Here is a 24,438-nt window from a genome sequence, read left to right on the forward strand (position 1 = left end):
CGCCCCCTGGATCGCCTCCGCGCCCCTCGGCGCGCACCCCGCCCTCGCCCGCCTGGTCCTGCACCGCTACGACGGGGCGCTCCGCGCGACCACCCGTGAGCGGGAACTCGCCACCGTCTGAGCGCTTCTGTCGGTCCCTCCGGTTACCTTCGGTGCATGGCAGGCATCGCAGACAGCGCAGACATCAAGGGCAGCCAGGACCTCACCGACACCGCCGGCGCCACCGACACCCCCGGCTACGACGCCGACGCGACCGATCGCTGGGCCGCCGAGCCCGACAAACGCCCCGGGCGCACCGCCTTCCAGCGGGACCGCGCCCGCGTGCTGCACTCCGCCGCGCTCCGCAGGCTCGCCGGCAAGACCCAGGTCGTCACCCCCGGCACCCGCGGCCACGCCTGGGACGCCAGCCCCCGCACCCGGCTCACCCACTCCCTGGAGTGCGCCCAGGTCGGCCGGGAGCTCGGCGCCGCCCTCGGCTGCGACCCCGACCTCGTCGAGGCCGCCTGCCTCTCCCACGACATGGGCCACCCGCCCTTCGGGCACAACGGCGAGCAGGCGCTCAACGACGTCGCCAAGGACTGCGGCGGCTTCGAGGGGAACGCCCAGTCGCTCCGCCTCCTCACCCGGATCGAGCCCAAGCGCTTCGTGAAGGACGCCGACGGAGAGCTCGTCAGCGTCGGGCTCAACCTCACCCGCGCCGCCCTCGACGCCGCCACCAAGTACCCGTGGCCGCGCGGCGGCCACCCCGACGACCCCGGCTCGTCCAAGTTCGGCGTGTACGAGGACGACCTGCCGGTCTTCGCCTGGATCCGGCAGGGCGCCCCCGGCCACCGCAAGTGCTTCGAGGCCCAGGTCATGGACTGGGCCGACGACGTGGCCTACTCGGTCCACGACTTCGAGGACGGCCTGCACGCCGGGCACATCGACCCCAACCTCCTCCTCGCCGAGCCCGAGCGCGCCGACATCGCCGCCGTCGCCATCGGCCGCTACGTCCCCGAGGACACCGACCCGCAGGAGCTCGCCGAGGCCCTCGACCGGCTCGTCGACCAGGAGTGGTGGCCGCACGGCTACGACGGCTCGGCCGTCGCCCAGGCCCGCCTCAAGGACGCCACCAGCCAGCTCATCGGCCGGTTCGCCCTCGCCGCCGAGGGCGCCACCCGCCAGGCGTACGGGTCGGGCCGCCTCACCCGCTACGCCGCCGAACTGGTCGTCCCCCGGGAGGCCCGCAACGAGTGCGCGGTCCTCAAGGCCGTCGCCGACCGGTACGTGATGCAGCGCGCCGAGCAGGAGGCCCTCCGCGCCGACCAGCGCGTCGTCGTCGCCGAACTCGCCGAGGCCCTCGTCGTCCGCGCGCCCGACGGACTCGAACCGCAGTTCCGGTCGCTGTTCGACCAGGCGCGCGACGACCGCGCCCGCAAGCGCGTCATCGTCGACCAGATCGCCTCCCTCACCGACGCCTCGGCCCGCGCCCTCCACGCCCACCTCCGTCCGCACCACACCTGAGCCTCCGCCGGGCCCCTCGGAGTCGGCCCCCTTCCGTCACCACCCTCCGTGCGGGACGCTCGCATGCACGGCCCGAGGCGGTACGGCCCGACGAACGCCCGGGGGCGTAGGTTGGAAGCGGTCGCAACGAGGAGGAGACGACGTGGTCGACGCAGATCAGACCTTTGTCATCGTCGGCGGGGGCCTGGCAGGGGCCAGAGCGGCGGAGACCCTGCGCGCCGAGGGGTTCAACGGCCGGGTGATCCTCATCGGCGACGAGCGCGACCACCCCTACGAGCGCCCACCCCTGTCCAAGGGGTACCTGACCGGTGCGAAGGAACGCGACAGCGTCTTCGTCCACGAGGCCGCCTGGTACGCGGGCCACGACATCGAACTGCACCTCGGGCAGTCCGTCACCGCCGTCGACCGCGAGGCCCGCACCGTGCGCCTCGGCGACGGCACCGTCATCCGCTACGACAAGCTGCTCCTCGCCACCGGCGCCGAGCCCCGCCGCCTCGACGTCCCCGGCACCGAACTCGCCGGCGTCCACCATCTGCGCCGGCTCGCCCACGCCGACCGGCTCCGCCAGGTCCTCGCCTCCCTCGGCCGCGACAACGGCCACCTGGTGATCGCAGGCGCCGGCTGGATCGGCCTGGAGGTCGCCGCGGCCGCCCGCGGCTACGGCGCCGAGGTCACCGTCTTCGAGTCCGACCCCACCCCGCTGCACCGGGTCCTCGGCCCCGAGCTCGGCCAGCTCTTCGCCGACCTGCACACCGACCACGGCGTCCGCTTCCACTTCGGCGCCCGGCTCACCGAGATCGTCGGCCAGGACGGCATGGTCCTCGCCGTCCGCACCGACGACGGCGAGGAGCACCCGGCGCACGCCGTGCTCGCCGCGATCGGCGCCGCCCCCCGCACCGCCCTCGCCGAGAACTCCGGGCTCGCCCTCGTCGACCGCGCCGACGGCGGCGGCATCGCCGTCGACGAGTCGCTGCGCACCTCCGACCCCGACGTCTACGCCGCAGGCGACGTGGCCGCCGCCCACCACCCGCTGCTCCACACCCGGCTCCGCGTCGAGCACTGGGCCAACGCCCTCAACGGCGGCCCGGCCGCCGCCCGCGCCATGCTCGGACAGCGGGTCTCCTACGACCGCGTCCCCTACTTCTTCTCCGACCAGTACGACCTGGGCATGGAGTACTCCGGCTGGGCGCCCCCCGGCACGTACGACCAGGTCGTGGTCCGCGGCGACACCGGCAAGCGCGAGTTCATCGCCTTCTGGCTCAAGGAGGGCCGGGTCCTCGCCGGGATGAACGTGAATGTGTGGGACGTCACAGACCCCGTCCAGCAGCTCATCCGCTCCCGTACGGCCGTGGATCCGGACGCCCTCGCCGACGCCTCCGTACCCCTGGAGAGCCTGATCTGATCGGGCCCGCCCCGCACGGCCCCGCATGCCTCGGGGGGCGACCCCCGGACGCCCGTACACTTCATGCGTGGCAGGCAGGATCAACGATGACGACGTGAAGGCGGTCCGGGACGCGGTCCCGATCGACGCCGTCGTGTCCGAGTACCTCCAGCTCCGCAACGCGGGCGGCGGAAACCTCAAGGGTCTCTGCCCCTTCCACGACGAGAAGTCGCCCTCCTTCCAGGTCAGCCCCAGCAAGGGACTCTTCCACTGCTTCGGCTGCCAGGAGGGCGGCGACACCATCGCCTTCGTGATGAAGATCGACCACCTCTCCTTCTCGGAGACGGTCGAGCGCCTCGCCGCCAAGGCGGGCATCACCCTGCGGTACGAGGAGGGCGGCTACAACCCCGGCCACCAGCGCGGGGAGCGCATCCGCCTGGTGGAGGCGCACAAGGTCGCCGCCCAGTTCTACATCGGGCAACTCGACTCGCCCGAGGCCGAGATCGGCCGCACGTTCCTCGCCGAGCGCGGCTTCGACCAGGCCGCCGCCGCCCACTTCGGCGTCGGCTACTCCCCGGCCGGCTGGGACCACCTCACCCGCTTCCTGCGCGGCAAGGGCTTCTCCGACAAGGAGCTGATCCTCTCCGGGCTCTCCCAGGACGGCCGCCGCGGCCCCATCGACCGGTTCCGCGGCCGCCTCATGTGGCCGATCAAGGACGTCGGCGGCGAGATCGTCGGCTTCGGCGCGCGCAAACTCCGCGACGACGACAACGGGCCCAAGTACCTCAACACGCCCGAGACCCCGATCTACAAGAAGTCCCAGGTGCTCTACGGCATCGACCTGGCCAAGAAGGACATCGCCAAGGTCAGCCGGGCCGTCGTCGTCGAGGGCTACACCGACGTCATGGCCTGCCACCTCGCCGGTGTCACCACCGCCATCGCCACCTGCGGCACCGCCTTCGGCGGCGACCACATCAAGATCCTCCGCCGGCTCCTCATGGACAACGGCTCGGCCCGCGTCATCTTCACCTTCGACGGCGACGCCGCAGGCCAGAAGGCCGCCCTGCGCGCCTTCGAGGACGACCAGAAGTTCGCCGCCGAGACCTACATCGCCATCGCCCCCGACGGCATGGACCCCTGCGACCTGCGGCTCGCCAAGGGCGACGAGGCCGTCGCCGACCTCGTCCAGCCCCGCACCCCGCTCTTCGAGTTCGCGCTCCGCCAGATCGTGAAGCGGTACGACCTGGAGACCCCGGCAGGCCGCGCCGCCGCCCTCGACGAGGCCGCGCCCGTCGTCGCCCGGATCAAGAACATCGGCGCCCAGCACGAGGTCGCCGTCCAGCTCGCCGGCATGCTCGGCATCCTCGACACCCAGTTCGTCGTCAAGCGGGTCGCCCAGCTCGCCCGCTGGGCCCGCGACCGCGGCGGCAAGGGCCCCGCGCAGCAGCAGGCCCCGCAGCGCGGCTACGACACCGCCGCCCCGGCCGCCGCCTCCTCCGGCCCCGCGCTCAACCTGCGCAGCCCCGCCCACCGCACCGAGCGCGAACTCCTCAAGCTCGCCCTCCAGCGCCCCGAGCTCGTCTCCCCGGCCTTCGACGCCTACGGGGCCGACGAATTCACCGCCCCGCCCTACGCGGCCGTCCGCCAGTGCGTCCAGGACGCCGGAGGTGCCACCGGAGCCCCCTCCGACTACCTCGACACCGTCCGCGAGGCCGCGCCCAACGACACCGTGCGCGCCCTCGTCACCGAACTCGCCGTCGAGACGATCTTCGCCAAGACCGTCGACGAGGCCTACGCCGGCGACCAGCTCGTCACCGTCCGGCTCCGCGCCGTCGACCGCCGCATCCGCGAGGTCCAGGGCACCCTCGCCCGCCTCGGCCCCCAGGGCGACCCCGAGCAGCTCGCCGCCGTCCAGAACGAGCTCTGGGTCCTCACCCAGTACGGCCAGTCCCTGCGGAACAACGGCGCCGCCGCCCTCTGACGCACGGTCAGTCACGCCCCGGTCTCAAAAAGTCACCGCACGCCCCTCGTGGGCTCACTGTGTCGTACCCCACACTGGGTAACGGTGTCGTCCCGCTGCCCTACGCCCCCGGACCGGCAGCGATCACCCCCCTGGAGGTCGCCCGCCGTGCAGACCCGGACCGTGTCGCAGGAACCGCCCGCCGCCCCGGACGAGCCGCCGGAGATACCACCCCAACGCCGCCGCCCCGACCCCGGCGGCAACGGACCCTCCTCCGACCTCTTCCGCCAGTACCTCCGCGAGATCGGCCGCATCCCGCTGCTCACCGCGGAGGAGGAGGTCGACCTCGCCCGGCGCGTCGAGGCGGGCCTGTTCGCGGAGGAGAAACTCGCCAACACCCCCGACCTGGACTCCCGGTCGGCGAGCGACCTGGACCGGCTCGTCGTCCTCGGCAGGATCGCCAAACGCAAGCTCATCGAGGCCAACCTCCGCCTCGTCGTCTCCGTCGCCAAACGGTACGTGGGCCGCGGCCTGACCATGCTGGACCTCGTCCAGGAGGGCAACCTCGGCCTCATCCGGGCCGTCGAGAAGTTCGACTACGCGCGCGGCTACAAGTTCTCCACGTACGCCACCTGGTGGATCCGCCAGGCGATGTCCCGGGCCCTCGCCGACCAGGCCCGGACCATCCGCGTCCCCGTGCACGTCGTCGAACTCATCAACCGCGTCATCCGCGTCCAGCGCCGCATGCTCCAGGAACGCGGCTACGAACCCACCGCCGAAGAGGTCGCCGCCCAGCTGGACGTGGCCCCCGAGCGGGTCGGCGAGGTGCTGCGGCTCGCCCAGGAACCCGTCTCCCTGCACGCCCCCGTGGGCGAGGAGGACGACGTCGCCCTCGGCGACCTCATCGAGGACGGCGACGCCGCCTCACCCGTCGAGTCCGCCGCCTTCCTGCTGCTCCGCCGCCACCTGGAGGACGTGCTCTCCACCCTCGGCGAGCGCGAACGGAAGGTCGTCCAGCTCCGCTACGGCCTCGACGACGGCAGGCCCCGCACCCTGGAGGAGATCGGCCGGATCTTCGGCGTGACCCGCGAACGCATCCGCCAGATCGAGTCCAAGACCCTCAGCAAACTGCGGGACCACGCGTACGCGGACCAGCTGCGGGGCTACCTCGACTAGTCGACCTCCCCGACCTTGAGCGTCCACGGGCCGGCCGCGTAGTAGCGCAGCATCAGCGGGCCCGCCGAGAGCGGAACCGACCGTCGCATCCTTCCGTTGCTGGTGAACAGCAACCGGTTGTCGCTCGGCACGCTCGTGCAGCCCTTCACCTCGTACGTGTAGAGGCTGGCGTAGCCGCCCTCGATCTCGGTCGTGCCGAAGAAGTCGATCCGCAGGTCGGCGTTCCCGCCGGTGTACAGGAGCGCCTCGGGACCGTAGCCGTGCAGGACGTCCTCGATGCGGCGGGCCGCCGCGACCGGCTTCACCCGCAGTACCCACCGGCCCGTGGCGGTGAGCCGGAAGCGCAGCGGACGGCCCCTCGGGGCGTCCATGATCCTGCTGCCCTGGAAGTCGGGCAGCGCGGAGGCGAAGAGGAAGTCCTCGTCCTTGTTCTTCGCGTCGAGCGGATAGAGGGAGACGTATCCCTCTCCCTCGTGCGCCAGCTCGACGAGGACGGGACCCGAGGGCGAGGGGTCGACGGTGATCACCTGGTGGCCGTGGCCCTCGGCGGTGAACGGCTCGAAGACCTCGCCGAACTCCCAGCCCTCGACCAGGTGGTACGGCCGTTCCGGCGGCGGGAAGAGCCCCGGCACGTACCCGCCGGGTGTCGGCACCTGTCCCCGCATCTTCACCACGCCGGTCAGCCGGACCGGCCCGAGGACCGGCACCCGCTCGTCCTCGGTGACCTCGACCCCGTACGCCGTGACGAGGCCCGCGAGCCCGGCGCCGTACCCCTCCCCGAGGCCGTCGAACTTCCAGCCGCCCGCCTCCCGGTAGAAGGCACCGAGGGCGAGGGCGGGCACGTCCGCCGCTTCGGTCGGCGCGTACGAGAGGACGGCCGAACCGTCCGGGGCGACCGCGTCGAGCGACGGGGGCTCCCCGAAGCCGCCGTGTCGGCTCCACCCGGCGACGACGATCCGCTCGACCTCGGACTCGACGCCGTTCAGATCGAGTTCGAGCTCCGAGGGGCCCAGCCGTACCGCCCCCGACGGGTGCGAGGGCTGCCCCTCGAAGACCAGATCCGCGTCCCCGCGGACCCGTCCGGACCTGTCGAGGAGCAGCGCGGCCGTCTCCGCCCCCGGTATGCGCACCCGGAGGGCGACCGAGGGCACCCAATAACCCTTGTTCTTCACCGATTGACCCATGCCGCACATCATGCGGCACGGGTCATCGGCGAGTCGATCGTGCCGAGCCGATCATGCCGAGCGATCAACCGGATCAGTCGACCTCGGCGACCGCCTGGGCGAACTGCGCCGCGTACAACCGGGCATACGCCCCGCCCGACGCCAACAGCTCCTCGTGCGTGCCCTGTTCCACGATCGAGCCGTTCTCCATCACCAGGATCACGTCCGCGTCCCGGATCGTGGAGAGCCGGTGCGCGATCACGAACGACGTGCGCCCGTGGGCCAGTCGAGCCATCGCCTTCTGGATGAGGACCTCGGTCCGGGTGTCGACCGAGCTGGTGGCCTCGTCGAGGACGAGGATCACCGGGTCGGACAGGAACGCCCTCGCGATGGTGATCAGCTGCTTCTCGCCCGCGCTGACCCCCGCCCCGTCGTCGTCGATGACCGTGTCGTACCCCTCGGGCAGGGTGCGGACGAACCGGTCGGCGTGCGCGGCCCGGGCTGCCTCCTCGATCTCCGCCCGGGTCACCGCGCGCGTGGCGCCGTACGCGATGTTGTCCGCGATGGTGCCGCCGAACAGCCAGGTGTCCTGGAGGACCATGCCGATCCCGGTCCGCAGCTGCTCCCGCGACATCCCGGCGACGTCCACCCCGTCGAGGGTGATCCGGCCGCCGGTGACCTCGTAGAACCGCATGAGCAGGTTCACCAGGGTCGTCTTGCCGGCGCCGGTCGGGCCGACGATCGCGACCGTCTGGCCCGGCTCCACCGTGAGCGACAGGTCCTCGATGAGCGGCTTGTCGGCCTCGTAGCGGAAGGAGACGCCCTCCAGGGCGACCTTCCCCTTGAGGTCCGCCGGGTACTCGCTCCGCGGCGCGTCCGGCTCCTGCTCCTCCGCGTCGAGCAGCTCGAAGATCCGCTCGGCCGAGGCCACACCCGACTGCACCAGGTTAGCCATCGACGCGACCTGCGTCAGCGGCATCGAGAACTGGCGCGAGTACTGGATGAAGGCCTGGACGTCACCGATGGAGAGCGTGCCGCTCGCCACCCGCAGCCCGCCGACCACGGCCACCAGGACGTAGTTGATGTTCGACACGAAGAACATCACCGGCTGCATCACACCGCTGTTGAACTGCGCCTTGAACCCGGCCTCGTACAGCGCCTCGTTCTGCTCGCGGAAGTCCTCCGCGGACTCCGCCTGCCGGCCGAAGACCTTCACCAGGGCGTGCCCGCTGTACATCTCCTCCACGTGCGCGTTGAGCGTGCCCGTGGACTTCCACTGCTGCACGAAGTGCGGCTGCGAGCGCTTGCCGATCTTCGCCGCGACGAAGACCGAGACCGGCACCGTGACCAGCGCCACGAGCGCGAGCAGCGGCGAGATCCAGAACATCATCGCGAGCACGCCGACGATCGTGAGCAGCGAGTTGATCAGCTGGCCCATCGACTGCTGGAGGGTCTGCGAGATGTTGTCGATGTCGTTGGTCGCCCGCGACAGCACCTCGCCGCGCTTGGCCTTGTCGAAGTACGACAGGGGGAGCCGCGCCAGCTTCGTCTGGACGTCCTCCCGCATCCGATAGACCGTCCGGTTGATCACCTTGATCGACATCCGGGTGGAGACCAGCATCAGCAGCCCCGCCGCCACGTACACGCCGAGGACCACGAGGAGCACCTCGCCGACGGCGGAGAAGTCGATCCCCTGCCCCGGCGTGAAGTCGACCCCGCTCAGCATGTCCGCCATGCCGGAGTCGCCCGAGGCGCGCAGCCTCTCGATCGCCTCCGCCTTCGTGCCGCCCTCGATCTGCCGGCCGACGACACCCGCGAAGACGAGGTCCGTCGCCTTGCCGAGGATCTTCGGGCCGACCACGGAGGCCGCCACCGACAGCACACCGGCGATCAGCATCACCCAGAGCGCGCCCCGCTCGGGCGCCAGCTGCTTGACCAGCCGCTTGCCCGAGCCCTTGAAGTCCATCGACCGCTGGTCGGGGCCGCCACCGGCCATCATGCGTCCGCCAGGACCGGCCATCAGGCTGCCTCCGCCTCGGTGAGCTGGGAGAGCACGATCTCCCGGTACGTCTCGTTGTCCGCCATCAGCTCCTGGTGCCGTCCGGTGCCGACGACGCGGCCCTCGTCGAGGACGACGATCCGGTCGGCGTCCCGGATGGTGGAGACCCGCTGGGCGACGATCACGACGGTCGAGTCGGCCGTCTCCCGGGCGAGCGCGGCCCGCAGCAGGGCGTCCGTCTCGTAGTCGAGCGCGGAGAACGAGTCGTCGAAGAGATAGATCTCCGGCCGCTGCACCAGCGTCCGCGCGATGGCGAGCCGCTGCCGCTGGCCGCCGGAGACATTGGTGCCGCCCTGCGCGATGGGTGCGTTCAGGCCGGCCTCCAGCTTCCGTACGAAGTCGGCGGCCTGGGCGACCTCCAGGGCGTGCCAGAGCTCCTCGTCGGTCGCGTCGGGTTTGCCGTAGCGGAGGTTGGTGGCGACGGTCCCGGAGAAGAGGTACGGCTTCTGGGGGACGAGTCCCACGGTCCTGGCCATGAGGCCGGGGTCGAGGTTCCGGACGTCGACGCCGTCGACGAGGACCTCGCCGCCGGTGGCGTCGAAGAGCCGGGGGACGAGGCCGAGGAGGGTGGACTTGCCGCTGCCGGTCGAGCCGATGATGGCGGTCGTCTCGCCCGGCCGGGCTTCGAGGGCGACGTCCTTGAGGACGGACTCCTCCGCACCCGGGTACCGGAAGTCGGCACTCCGGACCTCCAGATGCCCCCGCCGGCCGAGCTCGGTCACCGGGTTCACCGGCGGCACCACGCTGGACTCGGTCGCGAGGACCTCCTCGATGCGCTCGGCACAGACCTCGGCCCGCGGCACCATCATGAACATGAAGGTGGCCATCATGACCGCCATCACGATCTGCATCAGATACGCGAGGAACGCGGTCAGCGCGCCGATCTGCATCCCGCCGCTGTCGATGCGGTGCGCGCCGAACCAGACGACCGCCACGCTGGAGATGTTCACGACGGTCATGACCACCGGGAACATCAGCGCCATCAGCCGGCCGGTGGCCATCGAGACATCGGTCAGCTCCGCGTTGGCGCCGCGGAACCGCTCCTCCTCGTAGTCGTCCTTCACGAACGCCCGGATCACCCGGTTACCGGTGATCTGCTCGCGCAGCACCCGGTTCACCGTGTCGAGACGCTCCTGCATCGTCCGGAAGAGCGGGCGCATCCTCCGCACGATGAGGGAGACCGAGACCGCGAGGACCGGCACCACGGCGAGCAGCACACCCGAGAGCGGTACGTCCTGGCCGAGGGCCATCACGATGCCGCCGACGCACATGATGGGCGCGGAGACCATCAGGGTGAACGCCATCAGGACCAGCATCTGGATCTGCTGCACGTCGTTGGTCGTACGGGTGATCAGCGACGGCGCGCCGAAGTGCCCCAGCTCCCGCGCGGAGAACGACTGCACCCGGTCGAAGACCGCGGCACGCACGTCCCGGCCCAGCGCGGACGCGGTGCGGGCGCCGTAGAACACGGCCCCGATGTTGCAGACGACCTGGACGACGGAGACGCCGATCATCAGGGCGCCGAAGCGCAGGATGTATCCGGTGTCCCCTTCGACGACACCGTTGTCGATGATGTCCGCGTTCAGGGTCGGCAGGTAGAGGCTCGCGCTGGTCTGCAGGAACTGCAGCAGCACGAGCAGTGCGATGGGTTTTCGGTAGGGCCCGAGGTGGGTTCGGAGAAGTCTTATGAGCACGGCTCCACTATCGCCCGCACGCCCGCGGCGTTACGACTCGCTTTCGGGGTGCGGGACGAGCCCTGGGGAAGTCTTTACGAACACCCGTCCGAGGCGGGGCGCCGGGTCCCCGGACGGCGCCACGAACCGGACGGGGCCGGGGCGGGACCCGGCCGCGGTCACGAGCCGAACGCGCCCTGGCGCCGGGCCCCGGACGACGTCACGACCCGAACGCGCCCGGGTGGAGCTGGTCCCGCGTCGCCACGTACTGCTGCCGCACCGCCCGGCCCGCGGGCAGGTCCTCGCCCGGCTCCAGGATCTGCGCGGCCGCGCCCTGCCAGGCCGGGGGAGTGGACGGCGACAGCGTGCCCCGCGCCACCCCGAGGGCCCAGGCGGCTTGCCGGGCCGCGCCGAGCGCCGCGTAGTCGGCCGGCTGGGGGACGACGACCTGCGCGCCGAACAGCGCGGGCGCGAGTGCCTGCACCGCGGGAAGCGCCGCCGCGGCGCCGAGCAGGAACACCCGGCGCACCTCGACACCGCGCCCGCGCAGCACGTCCATGGCGTCGGTGAGCGCGCAGAGCATGCCCTCGAACGCCGCCCGCGCCAGGTGCTCGGGCTTCATCGACTCGCGCCGCAGCCCGCTGAGCGTGCCCGCGGTGTGCGGCAGGTTCGGCGTCCGCTCGCCCTCCAGGTAGGGCAGCAGGACGAGCCCGGAGGCGCCCGGCGTCGACTTCAGGGCGAGCGCGGACAGCTCTTCGAGGGAGTCGACGCCCAGCATCTCGGCGGTGCCGCGCAGCGCCCGTACCGCGTTGGAGGTGTGGACGACGGGCAGGTGCATGCCGGTGGCGTCGGCGAACGAGGTGATCATGCCGCTCGGGTCGGCGAGGGCCTCGTGGTGCACGGCCATCACGGAGCCGGAGGCGCCGAGCGAGACCACCGCGTCCCCGGGGCCGAGCCCCAGGCCCAGCGCGGCGGCCATCGTCTCGCCCGTGCCGGCGGAGATGAGGAGCCCCTCCGGCGTGGTGCCGGCCGCGTCGGCCGGGCCGAGGACCTCGGGCAGCACCGCCTGGTGGCCGAGGGCCAGCTCGACGAGATCGGGGCGGTACGTGCCGGTGCGGGCCGACCAGTAGCCGGTGCCGGAGGCGGCGCCGCGGTCGGTGGTGCGCCGGGCCGGCCTGCCGAGGAGCTGCCAGACCAGCCAGTCGTGCGGCTGGAGGACCATCGCGACCCGCCGGGCGTGCTCGGGCTCGGTACGGGCCAGCCAGCGCAGCTTGGCCACCGGCTGGCCGGCGCCGGGCACGGAGCCCACGGCCTCGGCCCAGGCCTGGCGGCCGCCGAGCGACTCGACGAGGTCGGCGGCGGCGACCTGGGCCCGCTTGTCGTTGCGGACGAGCGCGGGCCGCACCAGGCCGCCCTGCGCGTCGAGCGGTACGAGTCCGTGCTGCTGCGCGGACACGCCGATGGCCTGCACGCCCTCCAGGAGCCCGCCGGTGGCGGCCTCCCCGAGCGAGAGCAGCCAGGTCTGCGGGTCGACGTCGACGGCCTTGGGTTCGCCCGGGTGAGGGGCGTATCCCTGCCGCAGTACGGCGCCCGTGTCCGTGTCACAGACGACGATGCGTGTGAACTCCGCTGAGCTGTCGAGTCCGGCGACTATCCCCATGACACTTGATTCTGCCGCACGCGGGGCGATTCAGGTGTTGCTGGTGCCCCAGTCGTCGTCCTCGACCTTCCCGTTGGCCCCGCCGCGCCCGGACAGCGCGTGGAACCGTTCGGTCACCGAGGGCGGCAGTCGGTCGCCCACCTTGTCGCCCACGACGTGCGCGGCCTTGCCCGCGACCTGCCGCCCGGTCTGGGCGGCGGACTCGGCGGCGTTGCGCACGGCCGGGTTCTGCGCGACCTGCTTCGCGGACTTCTTCATCTGCTCGTAGCGCTCGCGTCCGGCCCGCGTGCCGACCACGTAACCGAGGGCGAGTCCTACGACGAACGTCAGCTTGTATCGCATGGCCACCACCTTCCCTGGAGAGCTTCTCTGATGCATGCCCGGCGCATCTCCGGTGCATCGCCGGTGCCCAGGCGGTGCCCCCGGCGATACCGATTGGCGGAGCACCCCCCTGCTTGCGCTAATGTATGTGTCGCAGCGAGCAACCGCCCGCCCGGAGCATCCGGAGTGGGTACGTTCGGTGCAACGCAGCAATCCCCTGTAGCTCAATTGGCAGAGCAGCCGGCTGTTAACCGGCAGGTTACTGGTTCGAGTCCAGTCGGGGGAGCGCGATCCCCTGTAGCTCAATTGGCAGAGCATTCGGCTGTTAACCGGAGGGTTACTGGTTCGAGTCCAGTCGGGGGAGCGGAACGGAAAAGGACCCTTCGGGGTCCTTTTTCGCGTCTCGGGGAACCATGCGGAGCGCGGTGCGGTCTTCATGGTCGAGCAGAGCCGATCTTCCGGAGCAGGAGATCGTATGAGCGGCTATGCTGCGGCAGACGGCGCGCACACATGTACGCGCCTCACCGTTCGGGGCGGTAGCTCAGCCGGTTAGAGCAGCGGACTCATAATCCGTCGGCCGTGGGTTCGAGTCCCACCCGCCCCACCACTTTCGTGGTGCCCGCAGAATCGTTCCGACCCGTGATCCACCGGGCGGACGGTTCGGCGGTGCGTGCCCGCCGCGTACGGCCGGCACCTCTTCCCCAGTCTGCGACCTCCCGAGGGCGGACCCGGGACATCGGCTCCGCGACACGCCCGGTGAATCACCCGGATGGCACGGACCCGGCCCCTCCCGCCGGACCGTGAGCCCTCTCACACCCCACGCGAACACCCCAACCCCGGCCGGACGCCGTCCCGCTCGGAACGGCTCCCACCTGGCCGGAAGGTCCGGCTCCGACCGTCGCCACCGTGCCACCGTCGCCGGCCTCAGCCGGGTGAGCCCGGGGGCCCGCCCGCGCCGCATGGACGCGTACGGCCCCCGGGGCGTTCCGCCGGGGTGGTCAGTACGTGAGGAGGGCAGGGTCCGAGACGCTCGCCGCGCCCGTCTCCACGTGACCCGCGAGGCGGCGGACGTAGTCCGTGCTCGCGGAGGACGTGACGGTGACGTCGTACCAGTGGTGGGCCGCGGAGACGGCGACGCTGTGGGTGACCGTCGCGCCCTTCGCGACGGAGAGTGTCTGCTGGGCGCCGCCGTAGGCGTTGACGAGGGTCACCGTCGCGGTCGTGCCGGCGTTGGTGAACGTCAGGTCCAGCGTGCCCGTGGTGGCGTTGTGGCGTGCCGTGACCTCGGGGACGGCCGTCTTGCCGGGGGAGCGGAAGCGGCGGACGAAGCCGTTGGGGCCGTGGACCGTGAGGTCGGTGACGCCCTTCGAGTACGTCGTGTTCCAGGTGTCCGCGATCGACTTGCCGGCCTCGGTCGTGTACGTCCAGGGCGCGTCGGTGCGGTTCGCCGAGGTCACGTAGAACTGCGCGCCCGCCGAGGGTCCGCCGCCGAAGGTGAGGCGGAACCTGCCCGCGGCGGTGTCGGCGGCGCCGTCCACGAACGGGGCGTACTTGAGCGGGCGGGTGGGCTTGGCGCCGCGCTCCTGGCGGGGCATGGTGCCGGTCGCCGGGGCGGTGGCGAGGAAGTCGGGATGACGGTTCCTGTCCGGCGGGTAGTAGCCGGAGGTCGGCGGCAGCGCGGCCGCCGAGGTGTCCGTACGCGAGAAGTCGAAGGCGGAGGTCAGGTCGCCGCAGACGGCCCGCCGCCAGGGCGAGATCTGGGGCTCCTGCACGCCGAAGCGCTGCTCCATGAAGCGGATGACCGAGGTGTGGTCGAAGGTCTCGGAGCAGGTGTAGCCGCCGGTGGACCAGGGCGAGACGACGAGCATCGGGACGCGCGGGCCGAGGCCGTAGGGGCCGGCCACGTAGCCGGTCCTGCCGGGGAAGTGGTCGAGCCCGGTCGCGACGGTGGAGAGGCCCTGGGCGGCGGAGCCCGGGACGTACGGCGGGACGACGTGGTCGAAGAAGCCGTCGTTCTCGTCGTACGTGATGAACAGGGCCGTACGGGCCCACACGTCCGGGTTCGAGGTCAGCGCGTCGAGGACCTGCGAGATGTACCAGGCGCCGTAGTTCGCCGGCCAGTTGGAGTGCTCGGAGAAGGCCTCCGGGGCGGCTATCCAGGAGATCTTCGGCAGTCGGCCGCCCTGGACGTCGGCGCGCAGCCGGTCGAAGAAGCCCTCGCCGGCCTTGGCGTTCGTGCCCGTGCGGGCCTTGTCGAACAGCGGGTTTCCGGGCTGGGCGTTGCGGTACGTGTTGAAGTAGAGGAGCGAGTTGTCGCCGTAGTTGCCGCGGTAGGCGTCGTTGATCCAGCCCCAGGAACCGGCCGCGTTCAGCCCGTCGCCGATGTCCTGGTAGATCTTCCAGGACACCCCTGCCGCCTCCAGGCGCTCGGGGTAGGTCTTCCAGCCGTAGCCCGCCTCGGCGTTGTTGAGGACCGGGCCGCCGCCGGTGCCGTCGTTGCCGGTGTGGCCGGTCCACAGGTAGTAGCGGTTCGGGTCGGTCGAGCCGATGAACGAGCAGTGGTACGCGTCGCAGATCGTGAACGCGTCGGCGAGCGCGTAGTGGAACGGGATGTCCTCGCGGGTGAGGTACGCCATGGTGGCCTTGGTCTTGGCCGGTATCCAGTTGTCGTACCTGCCCTTGTTGAAGGCGCTCTGGCCGCCCGCCCAGTCGTGGTTGAGGCCCTGGAGGAACTCCATGCCGAGCTTCGCGCTCTCCGGACGGAAGGGCAGCGTGACCTTGTTGCCGTCCGACTGGTTCCAGACCGACTTGCCGCTGGGCAGGGTGACGGGGCGGGGGTCGCCGAAGCCGCGTACGCCCTTCATCGACCCGAAATAGTGGTCGAAGGAACGATTCTCCTGCATCAGGACGACGATGTGCTCGATGTCCTGGATCGTTCCGGTGGAGCCCTGCGCAGGGATGGCGGCGGCGCGCGCGATGCTCTCCGAGAGCATGGTCAGCGCGGCGGTGCCGCCCGCGAGTTGCAGGAACCGGCGACGGTCGAGGTCGGCCATGGGGGAGTTCTCCTCCGGGTCGGGACGGGCACGGGTGGGGGTGCGCGTGCGGTGGCCGGCGGACCGGCCGATGGGCGCCCCAAGGAGAGCGCCCGTGAACCACCGGCCGGGGGCCGTTCCATGACTGCCCGTCGTACGGCAGACGAATCCCCCGTGCCTGAACGGAAGAACTCACAAGCGAACACCCCCGGTGGTCGATGACCACCGGGGGCGTACGTGAACCGACAGAAAACTACTCGACGACGAGGTCGACCTTGATGTTGCCGCGGGTCGCCTTGGAGTACGGGCAGAAGGCGTGGGTCTTCTCCAGGAGGGAGGCGCCCGCCTCGCCCTGGAGGTGGTCCGGGAACTCGGCGCGCATCACGACCGCGAGGCCGAAGCCGCCGTCCGCGGCGTCCTTGCCGATGGAGACCTCGGCGGTGATCGAGGCGTCGGAGATGTCGATCTTCTCCTGGCGGGCGACCAGGTTCATCGCGCTGGCGAAGCAGGCCGCGTACCCGGCGGCGAAGAGCTGCTCCGGGTTGGTGCCCTGACCGTTGCCGCCGAGGGCCTGGGGGTGGGCGAGGGGGAGGTCGATGTGGCCGTCGGAGCTGACGGCACGGCCCTCGCGGCCGTTGGCGGTGGCGACAGCGGTGTAGATCGCGTCCATGGTTTCCGTTCCTGTCCTCGGGAGGTGTGCTGCGGTGGCTCTCTATTAGTAGCGCACGATTCAGTTGTGCACAACTCAATCGTGTGTGAAGTGTTTTCGCGTATCCTGGATCCATGGAGACGCTCGACACCGTCCCGGACGACGACTTCCTCCGGCTCGACCACCAGATCTGCTTCTCGCTGCACGCGGCGACCCGCGCCTTCAACGGGGTCTACCGCGAGGCGCTCAGGGAGCTGGGGCTCACCTACCCCCAGTACCTCGCCATGCTGGTGCTCTGGGAGCACGGCGAGCTGCCCGTGAAGGGGATCGGGGAGCGCCTCCGGCTCGACTCCGGCACCCTGTCCCCGCTGCTCAAGCGCCTGGAGACGGCCGGATACGTCGAGCGGCGCCGCAGCCCCGAGGACGAGCGGTCCGTCACCGTGCGGCCCACCGCCGAGGGGGCCGCGCTCAAGGAGAAGGCCCGCGACGTGCCGCGCCGGATCGCCGCCGCGACGGGCCTCGACCTCGCCGACATCCGCGATCTGCGGGAACGCCTCGACGCCCTGGCCGTCCGGCTCGACAGCGTCGACCCGGACGACCTGAACGTCTGCCGCTAGACGACTTCTCACCGCCGGACGGCTGCCACCGGTGGGCGGCTCTCCCTGCCGGACGGCTGCCACCGCGAGGCGGCTCTCGCCGCCGGACGGCTGCTACCGCGAGGCGGCTCTCACCGCCCGACGGCCCTCACGGCGCGGTGATCACCAGGGCCGCGTTGTGGCCGCCGAACCCCACCGACGTGGACACGGCGAGCCGCAACCGGGCCGTGCGCGCCGTCGTCGGCACGTCGAGGTCGATGCCCTCGCCCGGCTCCGCGAAGTTGGCCGTCGGAGGCACCGTGCCCTCCTCGACCGACAGCACCGTGAGCGCCGCCTCCACCGCGCCCGCCGCCCCCAGCAGATGCCCGGTCACGCCCTTCGTCGACGTCACCGGCGGCCGGTGGGGCAGCAGCGCCGCCAGGACCGCCGCCTCCACGGCGTCCCCGCGCGGCGTCCCCGTCCCGTGCGCGTTGACCAGGTCGACGTCCCCGGGCGACGCCCCCGCCTCGGCGAGCGCGTCCCGCACCGCGGCCGTCAGGCCCGAACCGTCCGGCCGCGGCGCCACCACGTGGTGCGCGTCGGACGTCGCTCCGTAACCGCTGATCAGCGCCCGGGTCCGGGCCCCCCGCGCCGCCGCGTCCGCCGGCCGCTCCAATACGAGGAACCCCGCGCCCTCCGCCATCACGAAGCCCGACCGGTCCACGTCGAACGGCCGGAGCCCGCCCGCCGGGTCGTCGAAGCGGCGGGAGAGCGCCCGGAGCCGGTCGAAGCCCGCGATGTAGAACGGGCTCAGGGAGGCCTCCGCCCCGCCGACCAGGACGAGGTCGCAGCGCCCCAGGGTCAGCAGATCGAGCGCCACCCCGATCGCCGACGCCCCCGCCGCACACGCGGTGGTCACCGCGAGCGACGGACCCCGGACGCCGAACTCCACCGCCAGCTGCGCCGCCACCGCGTTCGGCAGCGCGCCCGGCACCGCGAACGACGACATGTCCCCGGGACCGTCCGTCCTGAGCACCTCCCGCTGCGCCTCGTACGTGAGGACCCCGCCGGCCCCGATCCCGGCGACCACCCCGACCCGTGTCCCGTCCCAGCCACCCGGGTCGAGACCGGCGTCGGCGAGCGCCTCCCGCGCCGCGCACAGCGCGAGCGCCGCGCTGCGGTCGGGCCGCCGTGCCACCGCCGCCCGCCCGAGACCCCCGGGAGGCTCGGGCGCCCGGCAGGCCAGGTAGGTGAGACCGTCGCGCTCCTCCCGTACGGAGGTGGGCTTCCCCACGCGTACGGTCTCCCAGGTCGTCGCCCGGTCCGCGCCCGCCGGTGTGAACAGCCCGACACCCGTGACGGCCGCCCCCCGGCCGGGGCCCGGTCCGCCGCGCATCAGGCCGTCCCCGCGTGGACGGCGACCAGGCGCTCGATCGCGGTGACGGTGGTCGCCGCGTACAGCTCCTCCTCCGGCACCGGGACACCCCGCTCCTTGCGCAGGACCAGCGCGAGCTCGGTCAGCAGGAGCGAGTCGAGCCCGGCCTCCTCGCGGGTCGCCTCCGGGGTGACGTCCTCCGGGTCGAGGCCGAGCGAGACCAGCAGGTTCTTCAGTTCGTCGAAGGTCATCGTGATTCCTTGCCGTTCGGAGTGGGTGCGAGGCGGGGGACGCGCGACGCGGCCGCGCGCGCGTGGTTCAGGCCGAGCAGCACGCACACGTCCGTCAGGAGCGGTACGTGATAGGCGAGCGGCCTGGGCCCGGCCTGGTCCGGGCGGGAGACGAACCCCCCGTCAGGGCGCTGCCGTTCGAGCAGATGCCGCACCGCGCGGTCCGTCGCGCCCACCGCGGACGGCACGGCCGGCGTCCGGGCCACGGCGATCAGCGCGTAGGCCGTGCTGATCGGGTCGCTCGGATCGGACGGCACGTGACCCCAGCCGCCGTCCTGGTTCTGGGTGTCGACCAGCCGGGCCACCGCCCGCGCCCGGGCCCGCGCGACCTCGGTCCCCGCCGGGTGGCCGGGAGCCGCGGCGAGGAACGAGTCGTACGCGAGGACCGTACGGAAGAGGGCGTTGCTCTCGTTGAGGCTCCAGCTGCGCTCGAAGGGCCCCGCGGTCTCCTGCCGGGCGGCCATGAACCGGACGGCGGCCTCCACGACGGCCCGGTGGGCCGGATCGGGGGCGAGCGCGTTCACCGCCGCGGCCGTTATCGCCACCTCGGAGGCCGTGCCGGGCTCGAAGGTCGGGAAGCCGTCGTCCGCACCCCGCCGGGCCAGCAGATACCGCTCGCCGGCCGCCACCTCGGCGCCGCGCTCCGGCGCCGTCGCCCGCAGGAACTCCACGCAGTACGAGGTGTCGTCGACATCGCTCTGGTCGACGTCACGGTCGAACCCCCAGCCCCCGTCCGCGTTCTGACATTCGGTCAGAGCCGTTGCGAGGGCCCGCAGGGTGTACGTGGGGGCTCCCGCCCCGGCCAGGGCGAGACCGCCGGTCGCCGTCGCGAACACGTCCATGCCGGTGATGAACGGCAGCCCGCCGTCCTCCCGGAGCAGGCCGCGAAGCTCCGCCGCCCGTGCGCCCACGGCCGCGGCGTACCGGGGCCGGTACCGGAGCGCGAGCAGGGCGAGGATTCGGGCGAGATGATTGCCGTACGGGGGCGGGCCGGGCAGCGAGCAGGGCGCGAGCGTGCGCCAGTCGTCCTCGGTGACGAGCCGCGGCGAGCCGGTACCGAAGGCGTACAGGACCTTCAGGGCGGCCATCTCCGTGACCAGCCACCGCTGTTGGCCCCGCGCCTCGAAGGCGCGGCCGGGGGAGGGGAGGGCGGGGAACGGATGGGCGCCGAGCTCCGCGAGCACCGTCTGGAACATCAGTCTCTTGCGCCCGGCGGTGAAGTGGTCGAAGCCGCCGAGCAGCCTGGCCAGCGCCGCCCGCCCGTCCACGTACTCGCCGAGCGCCGCGCGGGCCGCGGCCTCCTGCACGGGGTCGGGGGCGCCCTCGTCCACGGCGGTCTTCAGCCGCCGCACGAGCCGCTCCTGGGCGTCCGGATCGACTCCGGTCGCCGTGAGCAGCCGCAGCGCGAGCGCGGACTCCAGGATCCGGCTGTCGCAGGGTGCGCGGAGCAGCCCGTCCGCCCCGGCGGCCGCCACCAGGCGGGTGGCGAGCCGGGCCCGCGCCCGGTCGAGCCGGTCGGTGACGGACGCAGCGCCCGGCGCGGGGCCGGGCGCGGGGCCTGGGACGGCGAGCGAGGCACCGGTCAGGGGCAGCGCGCAGTACGTCATGGTGGGGGGTGTCCTTCGTCGGTGTCGGTGAAAAGGGCGGGGCGGTGGTCGGGCGGGCGCCGGTCAGCGGAGGAAGAGCCGCCGCACGGCCTCGGCGCCCGCCGGGACCAGCGGGGTGTAGCCGCCCGTCATGACCGTGAGCGGTGCGACGAATCCGCACCAGGCGATCTCCCGCGGATCGGGGCGGGGCGCACGGTCCGCCACCCATTGGTGGACGGCGAGGAAGCAGCCGCCGTGGGGGTCGTCGACGCGGATCCGGTACGCCTCGGTGAGGCCGGTCACCGTGGACCAGCCCAGCTCCTCCCGGAGCTCCCGCAGGGCCGCCGCGCGGTACTCCTCGCCGGTCCGCACCGCGCCGCCCACCAGGACGTCGTAGTGGTCCGGATACACCGGGGCCGTGGTGGTCCGCCGGTAGAGGAGGACCCGGCCGGCGCGGTCGGTGCAGACGGTGGCCGCGTACCGGCGGAGGAGTCCGGCCGGCTGTCCTTCCGCCCGGCCGCCCTGGGCGACGACCCGGTCGCCGGGATCGACGTAGTCGACCCGCTCGGACGGCTGCGCGTTCACGAGCGCTCGCGGACGCGCGCCCGCAGCGGGCCCGCCGGGCGCAGGTTGATGCCGAAGACGGGCTCCCCGGCCGGTGCGGTCGTCTCGACGGTGAACCGCGCGAGCAGCGCCCCGAGCAGCGACTCCATCTCCCGCATCGCGAACCGGGTGCCGAGGCAGGCGCGCGGGCCGATGCCGAACGGGAGGTACGCGCCCGGCGGCAGGGGCGGCCGGGCGGGGAAGCGGTCGGGGTCGAACGTCTCGGGCTCCGGCCAGACGTCCGGGTCGCGGTGGGTGAGGTACGGGCAGACCAGGAGGTCCGTACCGGCGGGGATCCGCCAGCCGTCGACGAACTCGTCGGCCGGGCTGTGGCGGGGCAGCAGCCAGCCCGTCGGGTAGAGCCGCAGCGTCTCGGAGAGCACCGCCTCGACGGCCGCCGCTCCACCGGCGGCCGCGTCGTCCGCCGTCCGCCCCATGATCGCGGGATGCTGGTCGAGCAGAACGAAAGCCCAGGTCAGCGTGCGCGCACTGCTCTCGTACCCGGCGACGAGCAGCGTCACGAGCTCGTCCCGGATCAGCCGGTCCGTGTATGCCGGGTCCGTCTCGGCCGCGTCGAGCAGCCGGTGCAGCACGCTCGGCCCCTCGGCGCCCCCGCGGTGCCTGGTCCGCGCCTCGGCCAGGGCCCGCAGCACCCGGTCGTCCAGGGCGGCGAGCGCCTCCTCCACCTCCGGCGGGAGGGCGGCGGCACCGCCCACATCGGCGGGGAGCGCGGCCACGATGTCCTGTACGGCCGCCAGGTCGACATACGTCTCGTGGTCGAGAGGACGGTCGGTCAGCGAGCGCCAGATCGTGTCGACGGTGAAGAACTGCACGTCCTCGGCGATGTCCGTCGGCTCGCCCCGACGGGCCAGGTCGGCCCAGCGGTCGACGACGGAGGCTGTCGCACCGTTGATGTGGTGCTCCCAGCGCTGGATGCCCCGGCCCGTGAACATCGCCTGGAGCAGCCGCCGTTGGGACCGCCAGGCCTCGCCAGTGGCGGACAGCATGCCGTCGCCGAGCAGGGGTTTCGCCCGGTGCGAGCGTTTGACGAACCGGTCGCCGCCGACGCCGAGGACCTGGTGCACATGCCTCGGCTCGGTGATCAGGACCGCCGCGCGGCCGCCCCGGCGGAATCCGGTGAGCCGGCCCGGTGTGTGCGCCTGGTGCAGCAGGTCGACGAGAGGGGCTCCGGAGGCCGTCCAGGCCGTCACGGCGTCGTCTTCGAGGAAGTCGGGGAGCATGCCATCCGTCACGCATCGCGATTGCATGATGACGTATCGTAGCGCCCTGTGCGATCTTCAGAACCAGTCCGATCTTCCGGTTCCGTCCCCCTCTCGGCGCTCGACAGGCTCTCCCTCGACGTGGCGTCGCTGCACACGACGGACTCCGCGCTGCACCTCGGCGGCCTGGTCGTACTCGACGGGCAACCACCCTCCCGCGCCCGCCTGTCGGACCATCTGAGACGCCGCCTCGACCTGCTCCCGGAGCTCCGCCACCGACTGGCGGGGAGCGCCGGGCGCCCGCGCTGGGAGCCGGACCACCGGTTCGAGCCCGACCGTCACCTGTACGAGCTAACCGGCTCCACGGACCTGTCGGCGGTCGCCGCCGAGCTGCTGCGCCAACCCCTGCCGCGGGACCGGCCCTTGTGGGGCATCTGGCTCGTCCACCGGGCGGGCGGCGGATACGGGCTCTGCTACCGGGCCCATCACGCCTTCCAGGACGGGGCCGCGGCCGTCGCCACCCTGGAACTCCTCCTGGGCCCCGAGGAGTCGCCGCGCCCCAGGGCCCTCGCCTTCCGCCCGGCCCGGCCCGTGGCCTGGGCGGCCGTACTGCCCGAACTCCGGCCGCCGCGCCGGAACACCTGGTGGTCCGCCCTCGACACCCCGCCCTCCCAGGCGTACGCCGCCGGGTTCGCCGACGTCGACACGGCCCGGCTCCACGCGCTCGGGCGGCGGACCGGGGCCACCGTCCCGCAGTTGTGCCTGGCCCTGACGACCGAGGCCCTGCGCGCCTGGCACCCGCACGACTGGGACCCCGGCGGCCCGGGGCACGGCCGGGGGCTCCGTACCAACCTCGGAATCGGCGTCCGCGACCCCGGGGACCCGCACCCCCTCCTCGGCAACCGGGTGGCCGTCGCCGGGATCGACCTTCCCTGCGGCGAGCCCGATGCGGCCCGGCGGCTCGATCTCCTCGGCCGGGCCCTCGACCCCGCGCGGCTCGGCCGCCTCGCGGACGCGCACCGGGTGATCCTGCGGAAACTCCCCTACCGCGTCGGAAGGTTGGCGCTCGCGCGGAGCGTCGACGCCCGCAGCACGCCGCTGAGCGTCGCCGACCTGCGGGTACGGCGCCCCCTGGGCTTCGACGGCGCCCCCGCCACCGGGGTGTACGCACTGCCGGTCATGGTCCCGGGCCAGCCGCTGTTCGTCGCCTGGACCGTCCACCGGCGCCGCCTCCACGTCACCTTCCTCGCCGACAGCGCGCTCGCGGGGGCCGAGCGGCTGCCGGGGACCTGGCTCACGGCCCTGGAGGAGTACGAACGGTACGCCGGGGACGGCGCGTCGGCCGTCGGGGCGGCGGCGCCGTGACGGCGGGACCGGGACCGGAGGCGGAATCGGAGCGCGGCGCGGGACCGGGACCGGGGGCGGAAGCGGAGCGCGGCGCGGGACCGGAGGCGGAAGCGGAGCGCGGCGCGGGACCGGAGGCGGAATCGGAGCGCGGCGCGGGACCGGGACCGGGGCCGGGGTACGGCATCGCGCCCGGGGCCTGGCCGCTCCTCGGACATCTGCCGCATCTCCTCGGGCGTCCGCTGGACTTCCTCGACTCCCTCCCCGCCTACGGCGACGTCGTCCGCGTACGGATGGGTCCGCGCACCCTCCACGTCGTGAGCCATCCCGAGCTCGTCCGCCGGGTACTCACCGACCGGCGCCACTTCGACCGCGGCGGCGTCCTGTACGACAAGATCCGGGCCGTCCTCGGCAACGGGCTCGCCACCTGCCCGAACGCCGAGCACCGATGGCAGCGGCGGGCCCTCCAGCCCGCCTTCCACCATGGGCTCATGGACCGCTACGCCGCCGCGATGACGGCCGAGATCCAGAACCTGACCGCCCGCTGGCGGCCCGGGACGGTCGTCGACGTCACCGAGGAGATGTTCCGGCTCACCACCGCCGTCGCCGTCCGCACCCTGTTCTCCGCCGGCATCACCCCGGGCGCCGCCGAGGAACTCCGCGCGGCCCTCGACGTGCTGCTGCGCGCCGTCTACACCCGGGTCGTGCTGCCCGCCGTCGACCGCGTGCCGTCCCCGGCCCGTCGCCGCTACCGCCTGGCCCTCGCCCGCTGGCGCACCGGGGTCGCCGCCATCGTCGCCTCCTACCGGGCCGCCGGAGTGGACCACGGCGACGCCCTCTCGCTGCTCCTCGCCGCGCGCGACGAGGA

General features: G+C 72.8%; 19 protein-coding genes, 3 tRNA genes and 1 pseudogene. 11 read left to right on the forward strand and 12 right to left on the reverse strand.

The window, feature by feature from the left end; translation table 11 throughout:
• The 5 genes and pseudogenes from AOK00_RS40770 to AOK00_RS28925 form a co-directional block, all read left to right on the forward strand.
• Nucleotides 1-121: pseudogene (locus AOK00_RS40770) on the forward strand (sirohydrochlorin chelatase); the annotation flags it as partial.
• A gap of 35 nt (nt 122-156) precedes the next feature.
• The gene (locus tag AOK00_RS28910) at nt 157-1,503 is read left to right on the forward strand and encodes a deoxyguanosinetriphosphate triphosphohydrolase (protein WP_055603189.1); all 1,347 of its coding nucleotides are present in this window, start codon (nt 157-159) and stop codon (nt 1,501-1,503) included.
• Between the two features lie 142 nt (nt 1,504-1,645).
• Nucleotides 1,646-2,905 (forward strand): NAD(P)/FAD-dependent oxidoreductase, encoded by a 1,260-nt coding sequence (locus AOK00_RS28915; protein WP_055603190.1) that lies wholly within the window; start codon nt 1,646-1,648, stop codon nt 2,903-2,905.
• 67 nt (nt 2,906-2,972) lie between these two features.
• A complete protein-coding gene (gene dnaG / locus AOK00_RS28920; RefSeq protein WP_055603191.1) occupies nt 2,973-4,865 on the forward strand; it encodes a DNA primase in 1,893 nt (630 codons plus the stop codon).
• Nucleotides 4,866-4,949: 84 nt separating this feature from the next.
• Nucleotides 4,950-6,020 carry an RNA polymerase sigma factor gene (locus tag AOK00_RS28925; protein ID WP_437441453.1) on the forward strand — a complete coding sequence of 357 codons (1,071 nt, stop codon included), beginning with the start codon at nt 4,950-4,952 and terminating at the stop codon, nt 6,018-6,020.
• Here the strand turns inward: AOK00_RS28925 and AOK00_RS28930 are convergent.
• From AOK00_RS28930 to AOK00_RS28950, 5 genes are all read right to left on the reverse strand, one after another.
• Entirely contained in the window at nt 6,017-7,204 is a 1,188-nt protein-coding gene (locus AOK00_RS28930; protein ID WP_254047545.1) for a TerD family protein, read from the reverse strand. The two genes, AOK00_RS28925 and AOK00_RS28930, sit on opposite strands and share 4 nt — an antisense overlap.
• A gap of 73 nt (nt 7,205-7,277) precedes the next feature.
• A complete protein-coding gene (locus AOK00_RS28935; protein ID WP_055603193.1) occupies nt 7,278-9,203 on the reverse strand; it encodes an ABC transporter ATP-binding protein in 1,926 nt (641 codons plus the stop codon).
• A complete protein-coding gene (locus tag AOK00_RS28940; RefSeq protein ID WP_055603194.1) occupies nt 9,203-10,936 on the reverse strand; it encodes an ABC transporter ATP-binding protein in 1,734 nt (577 codons plus the stop codon). The genes AOK00_RS28935 and AOK00_RS28940 overlap by 1 nt, the downstream gene beginning before the upstream one ends.
• Nucleotides 10,937-11,135: 199 nt before the next feature.
• Nucleotides 11,136-12,575, reverse strand: coding sequence for an FGGY family carbohydrate kinase (locus tag AOK00_RS28945; protein ID WP_055603195.1), 1,440 nt, complete (start codon nt 12,573-12,575; stop codon nt 11,136-11,138).
• Nucleotides 12,576-12,605: 30 nt separating this feature from the next.
• Nucleotides 12,606-12,917, reverse strand: a complete 312-nt coding sequence (locus tag AOK00_RS28950; RefSeq protein ID WP_055603196.1) for a hypothetical protein — start codon at nt 12,915-12,917, stop codon at nt 12,606-12,608.
• Nucleotides 12,918-13,109: 192 nt separating this feature from the next.
• Here AOK00_RS28950 and AOK00_RS28955 point away from each other — a divergent pair.
• From AOK00_RS28955 to AOK00_RS28965, 3 genes are all read left to right on the forward strand, one after another.
• A tRNA-Asn gene (locus AOK00_RS28955) sits at nt 13,110-13,182 on the forward strand.
• Between the two features lie 5 nt (nt 13,183-13,187).
• Nucleotides 13,188-13,260 (forward strand) — tRNA-Asn (locus tag AOK00_RS28960).
• 166 nt (nt 13,261-13,426) lie between these two features.
• Nucleotides 13,427-13,503, forward strand: a tRNA-Ile gene (locus AOK00_RS28965).
• Between the two features lie 391 nt (nt 13,504-13,894).
• On the opposite strand, the gene AOK00_RS28970 is transcribed toward AOK00_RS28965, so the two are convergent.
• Together AOK00_RS28970 and AOK00_RS28975 are read right to left on the reverse strand one after the other, a co-directional pair.
• Nucleotides 13,895-15,949 carry a phosphocholine-specific phospholipase C gene (locus AOK00_RS28970; protein ID WP_055603197.1) on the reverse strand — a complete coding sequence of 685 codons (2,055 nt, stop codon included), beginning with the start codon at nt 15,947-15,949 and terminating at the stop codon, nt 13,895-13,897.
• A 232-nt stretch (nt 15,950-16,181) separates the two neighbouring features.
• Complete coding sequence (locus tag AOK00_RS28975) at nt 16,182-16,598, reverse strand: organic hydroperoxide resistance protein (RefSeq protein WP_055603198.1); 417 nt, start codon at nt 16,596-16,598, stop codon at nt 16,182-16,184.
• Between the two features lie 113 nt (nt 16,599-16,711).
• On the opposite strand from AOK00_RS28975, the gene AOK00_RS28980 reads away from it, so the two are divergent.
• Nucleotides 16,712-17,194 carry a MarR family winged helix-turn-helix transcriptional regulator gene (locus tag AOK00_RS28980; RefSeq protein WP_055603199.1) on the forward strand — a complete coding sequence of 161 codons (483 nt, stop codon included), beginning with the start codon at nt 16,712-16,714 and terminating at the stop codon, nt 17,192-17,194.
• Nucleotides 17,195-17,321: 127 nt separating this feature from the next.
• Here the strand turns inward: AOK00_RS28980 and AOK00_RS28985 are convergent, their stop codons facing one another.
• The 5 genes from AOK00_RS28985 to AOK00_RS29005 form a co-directional block, all read right to left on the reverse strand.
• The gene (locus AOK00_RS28985) at nt 17,322-18,548 is read right to left on the reverse strand and encodes a beta-ketoacyl-[acyl-carrier-protein] synthase family protein (protein WP_055603200.1); all 1,227 of its coding nucleotides are present in this window, start codon (nt 18,546-18,548) and stop codon (nt 17,322-17,324) included.
• Nucleotides 18,548-18,778, reverse strand: a complete 231-nt coding sequence (locus AOK00_RS28990; RefSeq protein ID WP_055603201.1) for an acyl carrier protein — start codon at nt 18,776-18,778, stop codon at nt 18,548-18,550. Before AOK00_RS28990 ends, AOK00_RS28985 begins: the two co-directional genes overlap by 1 nt.
• Nucleotides 18,775-20,424 carry a prenyltransferase/squalene oxidase repeat-containing protein gene (locus AOK00_RS28995; RefSeq protein ID WP_055603202.1) on the reverse strand — a complete coding sequence of 550 codons (1,650 nt, stop codon included), beginning with the start codon at nt 20,422-20,424 and terminating at the stop codon, nt 18,775-18,777. The genes AOK00_RS28990 and AOK00_RS28995 overlap by 4 nt, the downstream gene beginning before the upstream one ends.
• A gap of 63 nt (nt 20,425-20,487) precedes the next feature.
• Nucleotides 20,488-20,988, reverse strand: coding sequence for an NUDIX domain-containing protein (locus AOK00_RS29000; protein ID WP_055603203.1), 501 nt, complete (start codon nt 20,986-20,988; stop codon nt 20,488-20,490).
• Nucleotides 20,985-22,259: a cytochrome P450 gene (locus tag AOK00_RS29005; protein WP_254047546.1), complete on the reverse strand. Its 1,275-nt coding sequence runs from the start codon at nt 22,257-22,259 to the stop codon at nt 20,985-20,987. The genes AOK00_RS29000 and AOK00_RS29005 overlap by 4 nt, the downstream gene beginning before the upstream one ends.
• Before the next feature lie 36 nt (nt 22,260-22,295).
• On the opposite strand from AOK00_RS29005, the gene AOK00_RS29010 reads away from it, so the two are divergent.
• Together AOK00_RS29010 and AOK00_RS29015 are read left to right on the forward strand one after the other, a co-directional pair.
• Complete coding sequence (locus AOK00_RS29010) at nt 22,296-23,591, forward strand: wax ester/triacylglycerol synthase domain-containing protein (protein WP_055603205.1); 1,296 nt, start codon at nt 22,296-22,298, stop codon at nt 23,589-23,591.
• On the forward strand, nt 23,588-24,438 hold an 851-nt coding region (locus AOK00_RS29015; protein WP_159041868.1), incomplete at its 3' end, for a cytochrome P450. The genes AOK00_RS29010 and AOK00_RS29015, both read left to right, overlap by 4 nt.

This window comes from Streptomyces aureus (assembly GCF_001418135.1).
In the GTDB taxonomy this organism is placed as follows: domain Bacteria; phylum Actinomycetota; class Actinomycetes; order Streptomycetales; family Streptomycetaceae; genus Streptomyces; species Streptomyces aureus_A.

Coding starts and splice junctions, on each gene's coding strand:
- AOK00_RS28980 (WP_055603199.1), top strand. CDS start 16,712: ATGGAGACGCTCGACACCGTCCCGGACGACGACTTCCTCCGGCTCGAC.
- AOK00_RS28985 (WP_055603200.1), bottom strand. CDS start 18,548: ATGCGCGGCGGACCGGGCCCCGGCCGGGGGGCGGCCGTCACGGGTGTC.
- AOK00_RS28990 (WP_055603201.1), bottom strand. CDS start 18,778: ATGACCTTCGACGAACTGAAGAACCTGCTGGTCTCGCTCGGCCTCGAC.
- AOK00_RS28975 (WP_055603198.1), bottom strand. CDS start 16,598: ATGGACGCGATCTACACCGCTGTCGCCACCGCCAACGGCCGCGAGGGC.
- AOK00_RS28970 (WP_055603197.1), bottom strand. CDS start 15,949: ATGGCCGACCTCGACCGTCGCCGGTTCCTGCAACTCGCGGGCGGCACC.
- AOK00_RS28945 (WP_055603195.1), bottom strand. CDS start 12,575: ATGGGGATAGTCGCCGGACTCGACAGCTCAGCGGAGTTCACACGCATC.
- AOK00_RS28995 (WP_055603202.1), bottom strand. CDS start 20,424: ATGACGTACTGCGCGCTGCCCCTGACCGGTGCCTCGCTCGCCGTCCCA.
- AOK00_RS28935 (WP_055603193.1), bottom strand. CDS start 9,203: ATGGCCGGTCCTGGCGGACGCATGATGGCCGGTGGCGGCCCCGACCAG.
- AOK00_RS28950 (WP_055603196.1), bottom strand. CDS start 12,917: ATGCGATACAAGCTGACGTTCGTCGTAGGACTCGCCCTCGGTTACGTG.
- AOK00_RS28910 (WP_055603189.1), top strand. CDS start 157: ATGGCAGGCATCGCAGACAGCGCAGACATCAAGGGCAGCCAGGACCTC.
- AOK00_RS28930 (WP_254047545.1), bottom strand. CDS start 7,204: ATGGGTCAATCGGTGAAGAACAAGGGTTATTGGGTGCCCTCGGTCGCC.